24 protein-coding genes and 1 tRNA gene are annotated in these 13,739 nt (G+C 68.9%); 23 read left to right on the top strand and 2 right to left on the bottom strand.

The window, feature by feature from the left end; genetic code table 11:
* Positions 1–72 precede the first annotated feature (72 nt).
* Together QFZ67_RS25110 and QFZ67_RS25105 are read left to right on the top strand one after the other, a co-directional pair.
* Positions 73–145: transfer RNA gene (locus QFZ67_RS25110), tRNA-His, on the top strand.
* 110 nt (positions 146–255) lie between these two features.
* Positions 256–1,515, top strand: coding sequence for a site-specific integrase (locus QFZ67_RS25105; RefSeq protein WP_307663335.1), 1,260 nt, complete (start codon positions 256–258; stop codon positions 1,513–1,515).
* Positions 1,516–1,517: 2 nt separating this feature from the next.
* Here QFZ67_RS25105 and QFZ67_RS25100 read toward each other — a convergent pair whose 3' ends face one another.
* Positions 1,518–1,991, bottom strand: a complete 474-nt coding sequence (locus QFZ67_RS25100; RefSeq protein ID WP_307663334.1) for a hypothetical protein — start codon at positions 1,989–1,991, stop codon at positions 1,518–1,520.
* Positions 1,992–2,153: 162 nt separating this feature from the next.
* Positions 2,154–2,564: an XRE family transcriptional regulator gene (locus tag QFZ67_RS25095; RefSeq protein ID WP_307663333.1), complete on the bottom strand. Its 411-nt coding sequence runs from the start codon at positions 2,562–2,564 to the stop codon at positions 2,154–2,156.
* A gap of 258 nt (positions 2,565–2,822) precedes the next feature.
* Here QFZ67_RS25095 and QFZ67_RS25090 point away from each other — a divergent pair, with 258 nt between their 5' ends.
* The 21 genes from QFZ67_RS25090 to QFZ67_RS24990 all read left to right on the top strand — a co-directional run bounded on the left by QFZ67_RS25090 (position 2,823) and on the right by QFZ67_RS24990 (position 13,661).
* On the top strand, positions 2,823–3,110 hold the full coding sequence (locus QFZ67_RS25090; RefSeq protein ID WP_307663332.1) for an XRE family transcriptional regulator: 288 nt from the start codon (positions 2,823–2,825) through the stop codon (positions 3,108–3,110).
* Complete coding sequence (locus QFZ67_RS25085) at positions 3,107–3,373, top strand: helix-turn-helix domain-containing protein (protein WP_307663331.1); 267 nt, start codon at positions 3,107–3,109, stop codon at positions 3,371–3,373. Before QFZ67_RS25090 ends, QFZ67_RS25085 begins: the two co-directional genes overlap by 4 nt.
* 91 nt (positions 3,374–3,464) lie before the next feature.
* On the top strand, positions 3,465–3,683 hold the full coding sequence (locus QFZ67_RS25080; protein ID WP_307663330.1) for a hypothetical protein: 219 nt from the start codon (positions 3,465–3,467) through the stop codon (positions 3,681–3,683).
* Positions 3,680–4,249 carry a hypothetical protein gene (locus tag QFZ67_RS25075; RefSeq protein WP_307663329.1) on the top strand — a complete coding sequence of 190 codons (570 nt, stop codon included), beginning with the start codon at positions 3,680–3,682 and terminating at the stop codon, positions 4,247–4,249. The genes QFZ67_RS25080 and QFZ67_RS25075 overlap by 4 nt, the downstream gene beginning before the upstream one ends.
* Positions 4,249–4,392, top strand: a complete 144-nt coding sequence (locus tag QFZ67_RS25070; protein ID WP_307663328.1) for a hypothetical protein — start codon at positions 4,249–4,251, stop codon at positions 4,390–4,392. The genes QFZ67_RS25075 and QFZ67_RS25070 overlap by 1 nt, the downstream gene beginning before the upstream one ends.
* A complete protein-coding gene (locus QFZ67_RS25065; protein ID WP_307663327.1) occupies positions 4,389–4,802 on the top strand; it encodes a hypothetical protein in 414 nt (137 codons plus the stop codon). Before QFZ67_RS25070 ends, QFZ67_RS25065 begins: the two co-directional genes overlap by 4 nt.
* Positions 4,799–5,530 carry a hypothetical protein gene (locus QFZ67_RS25060; RefSeq protein WP_307663326.1) on the top strand — a complete coding sequence of 244 codons (732 nt, stop codon included), beginning with the start codon at positions 4,799–4,801 and terminating at the stop codon, positions 5,528–5,530. The genes QFZ67_RS25065 and QFZ67_RS25060 overlap by 4 nt, the downstream gene beginning before the upstream one ends.
* Complete coding sequence (locus QFZ67_RS25055) at positions 5,527–6,564, top strand: YqaJ viral recombinase family protein (RefSeq protein WP_307663325.1); 1,038 nt, start codon at positions 5,527–5,529, stop codon at positions 6,562–6,564. Before QFZ67_RS25060 ends, QFZ67_RS25055 begins: the two co-directional genes overlap by 4 nt.
* A complete protein-coding gene (locus QFZ67_RS25050; protein ID WP_307663324.1) occupies positions 6,564–7,346 on the top strand; it encodes an ERF family protein in 783 nt (260 codons plus the stop codon). The genes QFZ67_RS25055 and QFZ67_RS25050 overlap by 1 nt, the downstream gene beginning before the upstream one ends.
* Positions 7,343–8,053: a 3'-5' exonuclease gene (locus QFZ67_RS25045; protein WP_307663323.1), complete on the top strand. Its 711-nt coding sequence runs from the start codon at positions 7,343–7,345 to the stop codon at positions 8,051–8,053. The genes QFZ67_RS25050 and QFZ67_RS25045 overlap by 4 nt, the downstream gene beginning before the upstream one ends.
* Positions 8,050–8,358: a hypothetical protein gene (locus QFZ67_RS25040; RefSeq protein WP_307663322.1), complete on the top strand. Its 309-nt coding sequence runs from the start codon at positions 8,050–8,052 to the stop codon at positions 8,356–8,358. Before QFZ67_RS25045 ends, QFZ67_RS25040 begins: the two co-directional genes overlap by 4 nt.
* A 2-nt stretch (positions 8,359–8,360) precedes the next feature.
* The gene (locus QFZ67_RS25035) at positions 8,361–8,771 is read left to right on the top strand and encodes a DUF6205 family protein (protein ID WP_307663321.1); all 411 of its coding nucleotides are present in this window, start codon (positions 8,361–8,363) and stop codon (positions 8,769–8,771) included.
* Positions 8,768–9,268: a hypothetical protein gene (locus QFZ67_RS25030; protein WP_307663320.1), complete on the top strand. Its 501-nt coding sequence runs from the start codon at positions 8,768–8,770 to the stop codon at positions 9,266–9,268. Before QFZ67_RS25035 ends, QFZ67_RS25030 begins: the two co-directional genes overlap by 4 nt.
* Complete coding sequence (locus QFZ67_RS25025; RefSeq protein ID WP_307663319.1) at positions 9,265–9,987, top strand: WhiB family transcriptional regulator; 723 nt, start codon at positions 9,265–9,267, stop codon at positions 9,985–9,987. Before QFZ67_RS25030 ends, QFZ67_RS25025 begins: the two co-directional genes overlap by 4 nt.
* Positions 9,984–10,238, top strand: a complete 255-nt coding sequence (locus tag QFZ67_RS25020) for a hypothetical protein (protein ID WP_307663318.1) — start codon at positions 9,984–9,986, stop codon at positions 10,236–10,238. Before QFZ67_RS25025 ends, QFZ67_RS25020 begins: the two co-directional genes overlap by 4 nt.
* Positions 10,231–10,602, top strand: coding sequence for a hypothetical protein (locus tag QFZ67_RS25015; protein WP_307663317.1), 372 nt, complete (start codon positions 10,231–10,233; stop codon positions 10,600–10,602). Before QFZ67_RS25020 ends, QFZ67_RS25015 begins: the two co-directional genes overlap by 8 nt.
* Positions 10,602–10,889: a hypothetical protein gene (locus tag QFZ67_RS25010; RefSeq protein WP_307663316.1), complete on the top strand. Its 288-nt coding sequence runs from the start codon at positions 10,602–10,604 to the stop codon at positions 10,887–10,889. Before QFZ67_RS25015 ends, QFZ67_RS25010 begins: the two co-directional genes overlap by 1 nt.
* The gene (locus QFZ67_RS25005) at positions 10,889–11,176 is read left to right on the top strand and encodes a hypothetical protein (protein WP_307663315.1); all 288 of its coding nucleotides are present in this window, start codon (positions 10,889–10,891) and stop codon (positions 11,174–11,176) included. Before QFZ67_RS25010 ends, QFZ67_RS25005 begins: the two co-directional genes overlap by 1 nt.
* The gene (locus QFZ67_RS25000) at positions 11,152–12,969 is read left to right on the top strand and encodes an AAA family ATPase (RefSeq protein ID WP_307663314.1); all 1,818 of its coding nucleotides are present in this window, start codon (positions 11,152–11,154) and stop codon (positions 12,967–12,969) included. The genes QFZ67_RS25005 and QFZ67_RS25000 overlap by 25 nt, the downstream gene beginning before the upstream one ends.
* Positions 12,970–12,988: 19 nt before the next feature.
* Positions 12,989–13,372, top strand: coding sequence for a hypothetical protein (locus QFZ67_RS24995; RefSeq protein WP_307663313.1), 384 nt, complete (start codon positions 12,989–12,991; stop codon positions 13,370–13,372).
* A gap of 58 nt (positions 13,373–13,430) precedes the next feature.
* The gene (locus QFZ67_RS24990; protein WP_307663312.1) at positions 13,431–13,661 is read left to right on the top strand and encodes a hypothetical protein; all 231 of its coding nucleotides are present in this window, start codon (positions 13,431–13,433) and stop codon (positions 13,659–13,661) included.
* Positions 13,662–13,739: the final 78 nt, after the last annotated feature.

Genomic DNA, 13,739 nt, shown 5'->3' with positions numbered 1-13,739 from the left:
AAACCCGGGCGCGAGCACCCTCCCCGACCCTGTACACTTTTTCTCGGCCGGTCCGGAAAGAGACCGGTCGTGGTGGGTATAGCTCAGATGGTAGAGCACCTGGTTGTGGTCCAGGATGTCGCGGGTTCGAGTCCCGTTACTCACCCTGAATGATCAGCCCCTGACCTGGGACAACGGGTCAGGGGCTGATCTTGTTTCATCTCGGGCCAAACGCGGGCCTAACCAGGTCGCCAAATCGCCCGTACTCTCCCCTCCATGGCGACCATCAGAAAGCGTGAGCGCAAGGACGGGAGCTGCATCTACCAAGTCCGATGGCTTCAGGGCGGACGCGGCGGCAGTTGGGAGTCCGAGCCCTTCGGCGACGAGGCCAGCGCCGAGCAATTCAAGAAGCTCGTCGACGCGCACGGCCAGCAGTGGCCGCACGGCTGGGTCAAGGGCCAGGGCTTCGTCGAAGAGCCGGCAGTGCCCGGCGACGTCCCCCTCGACAGCTACGCGACGCGATACGTCGACCGGCTGACGGGGATCGACGAGCGGACTCGTGAGGACTACCACCGCGAGATCCGCATCCACTTCGCCGTGCTGAAGCACACCGACCACGCCGGACGCGAGCACCCCGCGACGATCTGCACCCTCACCCAAGACGACGTCACCGACTGGGTGCGCGCCGAGGAGGAGGGCGAGCGCGACCAGGCGGACCCCGAGAAGTGGGCCCGCAGGCCGGCCGACCCCAAGTCGATCGCGAACAGACACGGCTTGCTCTACTGCATCGTCCAGGCCGCCATCGACGCTGACCCGCAGCTGCGCACGATGAACTGCTGCAAGCGCACCAAGCTCCCCCGCGTGGACGACCACACGGTCGAGGAGATGACGTTCCTGGAGCGTGACGAGTACCAGCGGATCGCCGCCGAGATCACCGACCCGGACGCCCGGGACCTCGCTGACTGGCTGGTCGGTACCGGCATGCGCTGGAGCGAGGCGACAGCCCTGCGGATCAGCGACCTCAACCTCACCGCGGACCGACCCTCAGTGAACGTCCAGCGGGCATGGAAGAAGGCGAAGAAGGGGACCGCTGGCGGTGCGTTCTACCTTGGCCCGCCCAAGACGAAGAAGGCCCGGCGGCTCCTGCGCCTCTCCCCCGTGCAGGTCGAGATGGCTCGGCGCCTCGCGACCGGCCGTAAGGGCGATGACTACCTGTTCCGCGCGGCGATGGGCGGGGAGTGGCGGCACGCCAACTACTACAACAGGAAATGGAAGCCGGCCGTCGAAGCGGCGATGAAGAAGGGGCTGCCGAAGCGGCCCCGCATCCACGACCTGAGGCACACGCACGTGTCGTGGCTGATCGCTGCGCGCATCCCCTTGCCCGCGATTCAGATCAGGCTGGGGCACGAGAGCATCCAGACCACCGTGGACCGGTACGGGCATCTGGTGCAGGGCCTCGACGACGACATTGCTAGCGCCGTCGAGGCCGTAATGGGCGTACCTGCGCCGCGCCCGGGGCTGCGGCAGGTGGTCTAGGTCTAGTTGGCGCTGGGGTCGGTGTCTTCGCCGGCCCCGCGCTGGATCCAGACCTCTGCCCTGACCATGCAGCGCAGCAGCACGCTTATCTCCGCCACAAGTTGGGGCGTGGCGTCACCTTCCCGTACGAGCCAGGAGTGGCGTCCTATGCGCTCGATCGAGACGCAGTGCACGCCCTTGGGGATCTTGTGGGCTGGCGTGAGTTCCCAATTGGCGTCGAAAACGCGGCGCGGGTGTACGAGGTTTTCAGGAGTGGGCTCTAGGCGTGTCCACTGGCCGGTGCGGAAGGCGCTGCGCTGCTGCTCGCCGATGTCCTTGAGCAGGTCCGCGGTGGCATGGCCGGGCCGGACGATGACCTGCACCAGGAGGGAATCTTTGCTGCCGACGATGTCCACGACGCGATCGGGAGGAAGCTCGCCCGGCTCGGCGAACCGGTACCAGGTTTCGATCACGCTCTGGTTGGACTGGTTGCTCACGTCGTTCCTCCCTGCGCCGCACCCCTCAGTGCGCACGTCAGTTCGAACGAAACTGCGCATCGAGTGGCTGATTCCACCCCCCAGGCGGATGACTCATCATGCACCCGGCCTGCGGGGTTTCACCAGATGGAAGGCGAAAGTGACTGAGCGTGGCGCGAGGGGCTAGGGCTGCCTGAAGGTTTCGATGATCGCGAGCACCTTGCGCTGATCCTCGGGGCTCAGGTCCTCAAAGCCATGCACCATCGCCCGCACCTGCGCGTCGGGGCTATACACCGAGTCCATCCCGAAGAACTGGGCGGCCGCCGCATCCTGCACCGTCCGGAGAGGCACCTCAAGGCCGACATGCATGCCCCGCAGCGCCGCAGGGTCGGGAGGCTGGACGGGCTCGCGGGTGGCGATCCGGTGAAGCCATGACGACTTGACCGACTGCTCCCCGGTTTCGGGGTCGATGCACCGCGCTGCCAGCTTTTCGTAGCTGAGCCGGAGGGCTCCTTTACGCTCCAGCACCAGGTCGCTGAGCTCGTTCCTCCCGGTCGGCGCCGGGGCGCTCTTTCCAGCCGCCATGAGGCTCATCCTGCCACTCCGTGTCATGTCATGGGCTGTGGGGTGTCCATGTGACCAGCGAGGTGTGAGGCGGATCCCCCCTGGTGGCGCAGGGTCTGCCATCCCGTGCGCTGGACAGAGTGTCCATGCAATTAGGCATGCCTCGCTAGGGCGCACCGGGTTTTTGACCGAATCCCCACACTCTATCCAAGACGCTGGACGTCACGTCCAAGCTATGCAATGCTGCTCTCATCCAAGCAGTGCAATGAATCACCGCACGAGGTGGACGTGACCAGAACTGCCCTTCGCTACAAGCTCGTCAGCATCCAGCTCCTGGAACTGCTGATGGAGCGCATCGGAACCGGCGAGTCGGTGAACATCCGCGAACTCGCCGACCGCGCCGGAGTCCCTCACGGAACCATCGGCAACCTCCTCACAGGCGAGCAGGGAGGCGTCTACTCCGACGCCGCCGAGCGCATCGCCGCCGCCATCGGCGTCGACCTGCTCATCCTGTGGATCCCCGTCGAGCGTGCCGCATCGAGCGTTCCCCGGCCGCGCCTGTCGGTGCCGGCATGAGCCGCCGCTACACGTACGCCGAGGCCGCGGCTGAACTCCGCGTCGAGGAGCGCTGGTTGCGCCGCAACATCGGCCGCCTGCCGCACTCCAAGAAGGGCCGGGTCGTGACGTTCTCGGACGCGGACCTGGAGCGCATCGACGCGATGTTTCACCACGAGCCGACGACGGGCCCGTTGGCTGTCGTCTCCGCGCCGACTGCTGGCGCGCATCCGCTGCGTCACCTTCGGCCGCTGCCGCCCCGCGGTGCGGCTGTCCGTAGCTGACCCCCGCAAAACGTGCGGGGCCGCCCGGACCGGGCCTGGTCCGTGACAGCCCCTCGGCAATCCACACACCCCATAGAGAGAAGTGGACACCGTGAAGACAAACATTACCGCCCCCACCAGCACCGAACCGGAGCTGTACGAGTCCGAGGACGGGAAGCGCTGGAAGCTCGCCGGGACCGACTCGGCTGGCGGCCGGCTGTTCGTCCCGGAGTACAAGGACCCGGCTGACGTGCCGCGTTGGGTGTGGGCGAAGGAAGCCGAACTGGCGGCCGCTGTCGGCGCGCTGAGCCCGGTTGGCGGTGCGGCATGACGAACTCGCCTACGCCTGCTGAGCGCTTGGCGCTGAAGACCGCGCACGCGGCGCTCGAATCGCGGGACGCGTCGTATGACCTGGTGTCGACGGTCGTGTTCGCGCTTGGTTCGGCTGGTCTGCTGATGGACCCGGAGACCGCGGAGGAGCTGCGCAGGCTGCGGGGGTTGCCTGCCCGCGTCGCCGCGCTGGAGACGCTGCGGGATGCCGTGCTGGCGCTGCACCCGAAGTACGAGGACTCCCAGCACTGTCGGCGTGACGGCGAGCTGTGGCCGTGTTCAACGGTCACGGCGGTTGGGGGCCCTGCGGTTCAGGCTGTGCTCGTCGAGGCGTTGCATGCGTCGTCCGGTGCGGTCATCGACACCAGCCGCGCCGAGGACGTCCGCCCGCAGGTGCAGAAGCTGCGCGAGCTGATCGGCCGCCAGTCCGAGGACCGGCACGAGAGCCCGCTGCACCACGACTACCGGCTCCCCCGGGACTTCCCGGAGGCCTACCACCCGTTCGGCGAGCCCGTCGCGCACCTGGTCATCGACCTGACGACGGATGACCCGGAGGCGCGGCCGTGATGGACGACTTCCTGATCATCTTCGCCGCCGCGTGCATCGCATGGGGCCTCGGTGCCGCGCTCGTCGTCGCGATCGCCGACGACCGCCACCACCCCATCGCCTACCTCCTCGCCTTCCTCCGCACCATCAGGAGCGCCCGATGAAGTCCATCCGAGCCTGGCTCCACCGCTGGCTGCGGCCCCGCATCCTCGGCGGCGCCTACACCGGCCCGATCCGCGTCAACGTGTCCAGCATCCCCGGCGGTGCCCTCGTGCACCTCGACCACTTCCTCTTCTACACGGTGCTGGAGCTCGCCGAGCAGTTCGTCGAGGACCGCGAGACCGTGACGCAGCTGCTCGAAGAGATCCGAGAACTGTCGATCGTGGCCCGCGAGGACTCGTACGAGGAGCACGAGCGGGACCGGCTCGTCGACGAGCTGCTGGAGCTGACTGGCGGTAGCTATCTCCACCTGTACGGCAAGCAGGTCGCGCGTGTGGCTGAGCTGCTGCTGACGGCTGATGGGTCCAGCACGGTCGTCGCTCTGCCGTCGCAGCGTGGGGCAGGTGCCGCATGAGCGCCGCACGCGAGGCCGCGATCCAGGCCGTCAAGGATCACCCGTCCACCACGTTCATGGCCCCGTACGAGTCGCTGGCCGATGCGGTGTTGGCCGCAGCAAGGCCGCTGCTCCGCGCCGAAGTGCTGCGCGAGGGCGCTGACGCAGTCGTCGCGGAGAACGACCGCATGCTCTGGGCGACGAAGCCCGGCAAGCACTGGGCTGCCGACCGGCTGCGCCGCATGGCCGACGAGGCCGAGCAGGGCCAGCCCGCACCCCAGCCCGCGACGATCGAGAACTATCCAGGCGAGCTCGCCACGCTGCGCGGCGTCCTCGGTGTGGTCCGCACGATCGCCCGACACGGCGACTTCGCCGACACCGAGGGCGTGCGCGAGCTGCGGCGGATCATCACCGAGCACTACGCCGACGAACGCGCCGCCTACGCCGAGCAGGAGAAGGACACCCGCGAGGGCGAGTCCACTCCCCAGCCCGCCGAGCTCACCATCTACCGCGCCTCACACGAGTCCATCGTCTTCGGCCGGTACACCAACCGCGCGGCCGCCCGGGCGCACTGCGAAACGCTGGTGCGCCGCGAAGTCGGCGAAGACGTCTTCCTCGGCTGGGTCCCGGACCACGGTGGCGAGGATGCACCCGAGGAGCTGTGCACCGGCGAGGACGTCGAGTGCACCGGGTATGTCGTGACCCCGCTCACCGTCGCCTCCGAGTACGACGCGGAGGCCGACGAATGACGACGACCGCGCAGGCCGGGGCGAGCACCGCCCCGGCCGCCGGCCGCAGGGTCACCCCCACCGGCCGCCTCATCCTCCCCGCCACCGCCGACCGCGCCGACTGGCTCACCGCCCGCCGCTCCGGCATCGGCTCCAGCGACGTCCCCGCCATCCTCGGCCTCGTCGAGAAGAAACCCCCGCTGACCGTCTACTACGACAAGATCGGCCGCGACGTCGACGACGCAGGCGAAGCCGCCTACTGGGGCAACGCCAACGAGGAGAACGTCGCCCGCCGCTGGGCCATGCAAAACCGCTCCGTGATCCGCCGCATCGGCCTCGTCGCCCACGTCGATCACCCGCACTGGATGACCACCCTCGACCGCCGCGTAACCGAATGCCCCCTGGCTGAGGACCAGCGCATCCCCTGCGCCCTCGAAGTGAAGACCCGCTCCGCCTTCAAGTCCGCACAGTGGCACGCCGGAGCACCGGACGACGTCACCGCACAGGTGCTGTGGCAGATCGTCGTCAACGGCTACGAGCACATGCACTACGCCGTGCTGATCGGCGGCAACGAGTACCACCAGGGCACCATCCGCGCCGACCAGTACACGGACGTGATGGCCGACATCACCACCGCCGTCGACAAGTTCTGGGTCGAGCACGTACAGGCCGAGGTGCCGCCCGAGCCGACCGGTGACGGCGAGTCCCTGGTGAAACTCTTCCGCCGCCTGCACCCCACCCGCTCCGGATCCGTGGACGTCGACCGCCACGACGACGCCCTTGATGCGCTCTACGACTACGGCCGACACCAGCGCACCGAGGCGAACGCGAAGAAGGCGAAGGCCGCGGCGAAGGCCCGCATGGTCGCCGCCCTCGGTGACGCGCAGTCCGCGCTGATCGGCGGTGAGCGCGCCTACTCCCTGGAGCCCAGCAACGCGGCCCCGAAGGTCGACCTGGAGCAGCTCGCCGAGCGCTGGCCCGACGCGTACGCCGCGTGCGTCGCCCCGAACCCGACCGAACGCATCGACATCGCACCGAACTTCAAGGGGATCTGATGGGCTTGCGAGAGAACGCAGCCGCGGCCGCCGGCCGCACGCTCGACGACGAGCAGCACGACAGCCCGGCCGCAGCCGAGGATGCACCGCCCGCGCCGGACCCGATGGCCGACTACGAGCCCGGTGACGACGACCCCGACATGGTGCCCGTGCACCTCGCGTGGCTCCGCGTCCGCAAGGACGTCCGCGCCATCGGCAAGGGCGAGCTCTACAACGGCGGCGGCACGCGGTTCAACTTCCGCGGCGTCGACACCGTGGTCAACACCTTCGGACCGGTGACGCTGAAGCACGGCGTCAGCATCCTGCCCGTGGACGTGGAAGCGGAGTACCGCGACACCACGTCCAAGGGCGGCACGAAGATGCACGAGGCCACGGTGACCGTCACCTGGCAGATCATCGGGCCGATGGGCGACACCTTCCCCCTGCCGCTCAAGACGCAGGGTGAGGCGCTCGACTCGGCCGACAAGGCCACCGCCAAGGCGCAGAGCGTCGCGCTGCGGGTGCTCCTCCTGACGGGCGGTCTCACGCCGACGCACGACAAGGACCCGGACGCCTCGTACACCGAGCGCGGCAACGAGGCCCCGGTCCGGTCCGCCGAGTCGTACCGCGACGAGATCCTCGACAAGAAGACATCGCAGGGCCGCTTGCAGCAGATCGGGTACGAGCTCGGCAACCTGCGGATGCTGAACAACAAGGTCCAGAACGAGACCGGCGAGTGGGAGACCCTCGACGCGCTCGGTCAGCGGATCTACAAGGAGCGCGCTGCGGGTGGTGGCGCATGAGCTGGCACCTCGGCCGCATGTGCGGCTTCGACCTGGAGACCACCGGACCCGACCCCGAGACCGCGCGCATTGTCACCGCCTGCGTCGTCCAATGCGGCGGCAAGCAGCCCACCGACTCCGCGACATGGCTCACCGACGTGGACGGCGAAACCATCCCCGACGAGGCCGCCGCCATCCACGGCATCACGACGGACCGTGCCCGCGCCGAGGGCGCGCCGCTCGCCGAGGCGGTCGCCGAAATCGTCGCCGCGCTGACGCAGGTGATCGCGTCCGGGGTCCCGGTGGTGGCGATGAACGCCCGCTACGACATCACTCTGTTGGACCGTGAGGCCCGCCGCTTCGGCGTCGATCCGCTGCCCGAAGGCTTCCCCGTCGTCGACCCGTTCGTCCTCGACAAGCGGTTCGACAAGTACCGGCGCGGCTCCCGCAAGCTCACCGCCCTGTGCGAGCACTACGAGGTGCCGATCGGGGACGCGCACTCCGCGGACGCCGACGCCATCGCCGCGTGCCGAGTGGCATGGAGGCAGGGCACCCGGTACCGCGAGCTGTCCGGCCTGTCCCTCGACAACCTGCACACGGCGCAGGTCGGTTGGGCTGCCGAGCAGGCCGCGTCTCTTCAGGAGTACTTCCGCAAGAAGGACCCGGCCGCGGTCGTCGAGGGCGCTTGGCCGCTCATCCCGCACCAGCAGCGAGGTGAGCAGGCATGAAGCTCCGAACCAGCCGCCCGTCCGTGTACGCCCCGTCCGTCGAGCAGCTCATCGAGCAGCGCGACGAAGCCCGCAAGGCTGCCGACGCCCACATGGGCAACGTCGTCCGCATCGCCCGCAAGAACGCGCGGCTGTGCCGGATCGTCGCCGAGCACATCGTCAACGGCCAGCAGACCGAAGGCGCCGCCAAGCTGCTCGTCGACCAGCTCGCCGAGCGGCTCCTGATCGAGGGCGTGAACCTGTCGATCGAGTTCGCGCAGATCCGCAGGCAGCCCGCCACCAGCGCCACCACGAAGGGGGACTGACCATGGGCTACAGCACGCACGTAACCGGCGAGTTCGCCATCACGCCGCCGCTCACCTGGAACGAGATCAAGGCGAGCCCCTTCGAGCCGATCGGCCGACGCGGGTACTACGGCGCCGTAGACGTCGACTTGATGCTGCGCGTCGACGAGTCCTCCGTCGACACCGAGGAGGGGACCCTCGTGCGCCGCACGGGGACCGCTTTGGTGATGCGGGAGATCGACGAGTACCGCGCCCGGAACCTCGTCGAGCAGGTTCAGAGCCTCATCAGCATGTTCACCGGCCACACGTTCACCGGCCGCCTGGAGTGCGAGGGCGAGGAGAACACCGACCTGTGGCGCGTCGTCGTCCGCGACGGCCGCGCCGTCCGGATTGAGCCGCGCATCGTCTGGCCCGACGAGGACGGTGCCGCGTGACGATCCCGCTGTTCGCTCCTCAGACCCCCGCGGCCGGGCAGACCATGAGCCGCCCGGCCGCGGTGTCCAGCTACACCGTCACCCTCCCCGCCGGCCTCGTACTGCTCAACTCGAACCAGCGGCTGCACCACCACCCCAAGGGCAAGCGCACGGCCGCCATCCGTGCTGCCGCCCACGAGGCCGTCACCGAGTCGCCCGAGCTGATGGCCGCCCTCGCCGCGGCCAAGCCCGGACCGCTGTTCCACCGTGCTCACATCCTCGGCGTCTACCACCCGCCGACGAACGGACGCTGCGACCCGGCGAACTGGTACCCGTCGTTCAAGGCCGCAGTGGACGGGCTCGTCGACGCGGGCCTGTTGGACGACGACGACCACACCCGCGTTGCCGGACCAGACATGCGGCTCGGCGACAAGGTCAAGGGCGGGCAGATCGTCCTCGTCATCCGCGCCCTGGAGCAGGGCCAGGACTGGCCCGAGTTCGTGGCAGGTGCCCGATGAAGCACTACACCCGCCGGGCACCCGCCGGCCTCGACCGCCGAGACGACTGGCGCGACCACGCAGCCTGCATCGGCCTCGGTGACCTGTTCCTCCCCCGCGACGAACACCACGTTGACAGCACCGAGCCCAAAAGGATCTGCGCAGGCTGCCCCGTCAGACTGCCCTGCTTCGAAGCCGCCATGAAAGAGGAAGGCACCGCCGACCAGTTCCGGCGCGCCGGCGTCCGCGGCGGCCTCACCCCCGCCGAACGCGCCGCCCTCGGCCGCCGCACCGCCACAGGCGCGGTGGAGCGCCTCACCGCAGCCGAACAGGCCCGCGAGGAAGCACAGGCCAAGAACGGCCAAGCAATCGACATGATCCGCAAAGGCGTCAACGACGCCCAGATCGCTGAAGTCGTCGGCCTCGCCGCCTCCACGGTCGGCAAGATCCGCCGCGAACTCGGCATCCCCGTCCAGCCCGTCCCAAAGAGCATCGAGGAGACGTACGCCGAGCGGACCGCAACCGTCGACGGGGGCCACGTCCGCTGGACCGCCACTTCCCAGCAGGCCACGCTCAACGGCCGCACCTACACCCCTGCCAGGCTCGCGTTCCTCCTCGGCCACGGCCGGGAGCCCGAGGGATGGGTGTACGTGTCGTGCGACCGGCCGGGCTGCGTCAACCCTGAGCACCTGACTGACCGGCCGATGCGGGAGCAGGCACGTCAGGCGGTCAACGCGTGACCGCGGCCCGCGTCGAGCCCGTCGGCGCTCTGTTCGTCGACCTCGGCGAGGGCCGCGAAGACAAGGAACGCGGCGGGATCCGCTACACCCGCCAGCCCCGCGCCAAGTACGAGTGCCTGCTCTGCCACGCCACCGAAGGCCCCGTCACCGGCCCCATCGACGTCCGCCAGTTCGTCGCCACCATCCGCGACGCCCACAAGACCACCTGCCGACCCACCCACCCCAACCAGAAAGGCAACACCAGTGCCTGACATCAAGTTCGACTCCAAAGTCCTCGAAGACATCAAGGACGCCCTGGAGCCCTACACCGGCGACATGTTCCGCCAGCGCAAGGGACGTTGGATGGCCGTCGTCGAGCTCGCCCACGTCGAGCGCGTCGAACCCGGCCCCGACGAGGACAAATTCCCGAGCGTCAAGCTCCGCATCGTCGCCATCGAAGTAGCCCCCGAAGAGTTCTCCGACGAGCGCCTGCGCGAACTCCAGCGAGGCCTCTACAGGCTGCGGACTAAGGGCGGCACCCTCGACGCCGAGATGCACCCGGACGTGCAGCAGGCGAACGACATCCTGCGGCACGGCTCCGGGCTCCTCACCGGCGCCAGCAGCGAGCAGAACTGATGGCCTACATCGGACACCGCTGCGGATGCGGACACACCGACCTCAGCCACACCGGCGACGGCACCACCGGAGCCTGCCACGCCCGCTTCGGCTCCTCCTGTGGCGGCAAGTGCGCTCCCGCTCAGCCCGAGGTGATCACCAGCTTCGACTCCAAGGGCAGGCCCATCGAGCAGATCACCCCGCCCGGTGAGGGCCTGAAGTCGCAGAGCGGCGCACCCATCGTCCGCACCTGCACCTGCGACGAGTGCGCGGCGCTGTACCAGCAGCTCACCGGGGCGAACGCCTGATGACGCGGGCCGGCAGGGCGAGCGACGAACACCGCTGCCCGTCCTGCCGTGCCCGCATCCTCACCCAACTCGTCGGCCGCATCGCCGCCCTCAACGTCACCGCCGACCTCACGCCCCTCAGCCCCGCACAACAGGCCGAGCTACGCGAACCCAACCGCCTCATCTGGTGCCTCGTCACCACCGCCCTCGGAACCCACCGACTCCGCTGGACAGGCCGCGACCACCCGGACACCTGCCCCCACCAGCACGTCACGGAGCACCGGTGCCCACCGACGACACTCTTCTGAACGGAGCCCACGTGGAGAACGTCCACCCCTTCCCGCGCGACCAGCAAGGGGACCACGACGGCTTCACCATGACGTCACCGCACGACGCCGAAGCCGAAGCCCTCGTCATCGGCGCCGTCATGCACGACGCAGCCGCCTACCAGGCCTGCGCCGCCATCATCGACCGCGACGACATTTACATCCCCGCCCACCGGCTCCTGTGGGACACCGTCGCCGGACTCGTCGCCGCAGGCACCCCACCCCACCCCGTCCTCGTACGCGCCGAGATCGAAAAACTCGGCAGGCTCCGCGAAGTCGACGGCGGCAACCTCATCAACCTTCTCGGCGCCGACTACCTCCCCGCCTCCAGCGCCCCCCACTTCGCCGAACAGATCTACGAGACCGCCCGCCAACGCCGCTACGACCAGCACGCCAACGAACTCAAAGCCGCCATCATCCGCGGCGCCACCGGCGAAGACCTCGACGCCCTCGTCACCAACTTCAACCAGGGCGAGCAGCTCCGCGAAACCACCGGCCGCGGCCCCGCCCACCTCGTCGCCGCCCTCCTCGACTGGGGCACCTTCTACGCCACCGACTTCGGCGCCATCCAACTCCTGCCCGGCAAGCTCATGGGCCCCGGCCAGCAGATCACCGTCGTCGGCGACGGCAAGGCAGGCAAGTCCCTGTTCGTACAGGAGTGGGCCTGGCGCATGGCCACCGGCCAGTCCTTCCTCGGCGACAAGCCGCAGGACCCCGTCCGCATCCTCTACCTCGACGCCGAGAACGGCCAAGAGCAGGTCCAGGAACGGTTCCTGTCCTTCGGCGCCGGGCCCCTCAGCATGGGCGAACTCCGCTACGCCTCCTTCCCGCCCGTACGCCCCCTCGACACCGCCGGCGGCGGCGCGGACCTGATCGCCCTCGTCAAGGCCACCAACGCCGAACTCGTCGTCATCGACACCGTCAGCCGGTTCATCTCCGGCCCCGAGAACGACGCCGACACATGGCTGAACCTGTACCGGCACACCCTCCTGCCGTTGAAGCGCGACCGCATCGCCTCCGCCCGCCTCGACCACTTCGGCAAGGACAAGGACCGCGGCGGCCGCGGCTCCTCCGCCAAGACGCAGGACGTTGACCACGTGTGGGAACTCGCCGCGCAAGGCGGCGGCGCCCTCACTCTCAAGCGCACACACACCCGCACCGGCATCGGCCCCGAACACTTCAGCCTGCTGCGTCAGGCCCGCCGCGACGGCGACAACTGGGCAGTCGGCGGGACCCGTCACGTCCTCATGACCTATGAGCACGACACCGGCATGGCCGCCATCCCCGGCACCGTCGAGCACATCATCGCGACCCTCGACAAGGCCGGGCTTCCCAACGACGCCGGCAACCGAGTGGTCCGCGGCAAGCTCACCGAGCTCCAGATTTCCGCCGGAAACGACAAGATCGCTAAGGCCGTCGCCACCCGCAAAGCCCGGACCGAAATGCCCGGTTCCGACGTTTCCGGAGAAGCGTTCCGCGACCCCCTCCCACAGACGTTTCCCGGAACGCGTTCCCGGAACACCCCCGGAACAGACGAAACCCCAGGTCAAACGTTTCCCGGAACGCTCCCGGAAACACCCGGAACGCCCCCCGTTCCGACTGTTCCCCCCTCGAAGAGGGGGAACGGTCAGGGAACTCCCGGAACAGACGACACCCCAGACCCCCTCTGCACCGTCTGCGACAAGCCCCTCCACGGCTACCGACTCGACCGCGGATACGACACCTGCCTCAGCTGCGACCCCGAAACCGGCAGCCACCCAGACCCCGCCGCCTGACACCCCAGAAAGGACCACCGTGCTCACCACCCAGACCGTCCGCACCAACCCCCACCTCACCGACGACCAAGCCGCCCACATAGTCGCCCTCTGGACCGCGGCCTACCCGGCGATGCGGGAGACCCTCGACACCGTCATCCACGCCCAACGAGGAGCGGACCGACGGACCGTCGACATCCCCCGCCTGGAGCGAACCCGACGCGCCCTCGGGCAGATCGACCGTGGCACCTACCGCCCCTGCACCCGATCAACACCCGCCTTCAGCCCAACGTCGGCGTACTTCCTGGTCCGCAACGTCCTCAACGTGACATCCCTCGGCAGCCCCCACGTCGGCGCCATCCATCGCCTGGCCGCCGAACTCGCCGATCTATCCGCCGCCGCGAGCACCCGACACGCCGCATAAGCCGGACCGCGCCCATCCGGTTCCAGCCAGCCCCGCGCATACCCGAGGAGAGATCCACATGCCATCGAACGACCAACCCACCAGCCACACGTACCCGGTCACCATCCGCGTCAACTGCGACAACGACCGCACCAGCTTCGAGGGCGAGTTCACCGTCAGTGACGACATGACCCAGGAGCAGCGATTCGACGTCGTCCGCAAGCACCTCACCGACGTCGAAGGCTGGTCGTGCACGGACGACGGCTACTTCTGCCCGGCCTGCAAGCCCACCGAGGAGCAGCCGTCGTGATGTTCCTCGCCTGCTTCGTCGTCATGACCGCCGTCGCCGCCGGCCTGTTCCAACTCCTCACCGCCCGCGCACGAAAGG

It is taken from the genome of Streptomyces sp. V1I1 (assembly GCF_030817355.1).
GTDB lineage: Bacteria > Actinomycetota > Actinomycetes > Streptomycetales > Streptomycetaceae > Streptomyces.
This window is presented reverse-complemented; position numbering and strand designations above follow the sequence as displayed.

Excerpts from the sequence above, each read along its gene's own strand:
- QFZ67_RS25095 (WP_307663333.1), bottom strand. The coding sequence starts at position 2,564 with ATGAGCCTCATGGCGGCTGGAAAGAGCGCCCCGGCGCCGACCGGGAGG.
- QFZ67_RS25060 (WP_307663326.1), top strand. The coding sequence starts at position 4,799 with ATGAGCGCCGCACGCGAGGCCGCGATCCAGGCCGTCAAGGATCACCCG.
- QFZ67_RS25010 (WP_307663316.1), top strand. The coding sequence starts at position 10,602 with ATGGCCTACATCGGACACCGCTGCGGATGCGGACACACCGACCTCAGC.
- QFZ67_RS25105 (WP_307663335.1), top strand. The coding sequence starts at position 256 with ATGGCGACCATCAGAAAGCGTGAGCGCAAGGACGGGAGCTGCATCTAC.
- QFZ67_RS25050 (WP_307663324.1), top strand. The coding sequence starts at position 6,564 with ATGGGCTTGCGAGAGAACGCAGCCGCGGCCGCCGGCCGCACGCTCGAC.
- QFZ67_RS25075 (WP_307663329.1), top strand. The coding sequence starts at position 3,680 with ATGACGAACTCGCCTACGCCTGCTGAGCGCTTGGCGCTGAAGACCGCG.
- QFZ67_RS25040 (WP_307663322.1), top strand. The coding sequence starts at position 8,050 with ATGAAGCTCCGAACCAGCCGCCCGTCCGTGTACGCCCCGTCCGTCGAG.
- QFZ67_RS25025 (WP_307663319.1), top strand. The coding sequence starts at position 9,265 with ATGAAGCACTACACCCGCCGGGCACCCGCCGGCCTCGACCGCCGAGAC.
- QFZ67_RS25005 (WP_307663315.1), top strand. The coding sequence starts at position 10,889 with ATGACGCGGGCCGGCAGGGCGAGCGACGAACACCGCTGCCCGTCCTGC.
- QFZ67_RS25055 (WP_307663325.1), top strand. The coding sequence starts at position 5,527 with ATGACGACGACCGCGCAGGCCGGGGCGAGCACCGCCCCGGCCGCCGGC.
- QFZ67_RS25035 (WP_307663321.1), top strand. The coding sequence starts at position 8,361 with ATGGGCTACAGCACGCACGTAACCGGCGAGTTCGCCATCACGCCGCCG.
- QFZ67_RS25085 (WP_307663331.1), top strand. The coding sequence starts at position 3,107 with ATGAGCCGCCGCTACACGTACGCCGAGGCCGCGGCTGAACTCCGCGTC.
- QFZ67_RS24990 (WP_307663312.1), top strand. The coding sequence starts at position 13,431 with ATGCCATCGAACGACCAACCCACCAGCCACACGTACCCGGTCACCATC.
- QFZ67_RS25070 (WP_307663328.1), top strand. The coding sequence starts at position 4,249 with ATGGACGACTTCCTGATCATCTTCGCCGCCGCGTGCATCGCATGGGGC.
- QFZ67_RS25065 (WP_307663327.1), top strand. The coding sequence starts at position 4,389 with ATGAAGTCCATCCGAGCCTGGCTCCACCGCTGGCTGCGGCCCCGCATC.
- QFZ67_RS25045 (WP_307663323.1), top strand. The coding sequence starts at position 7,343 with ATGAGCTGGCACCTCGGCCGCATGTGCGGCTTCGACCTGGAGACCACC.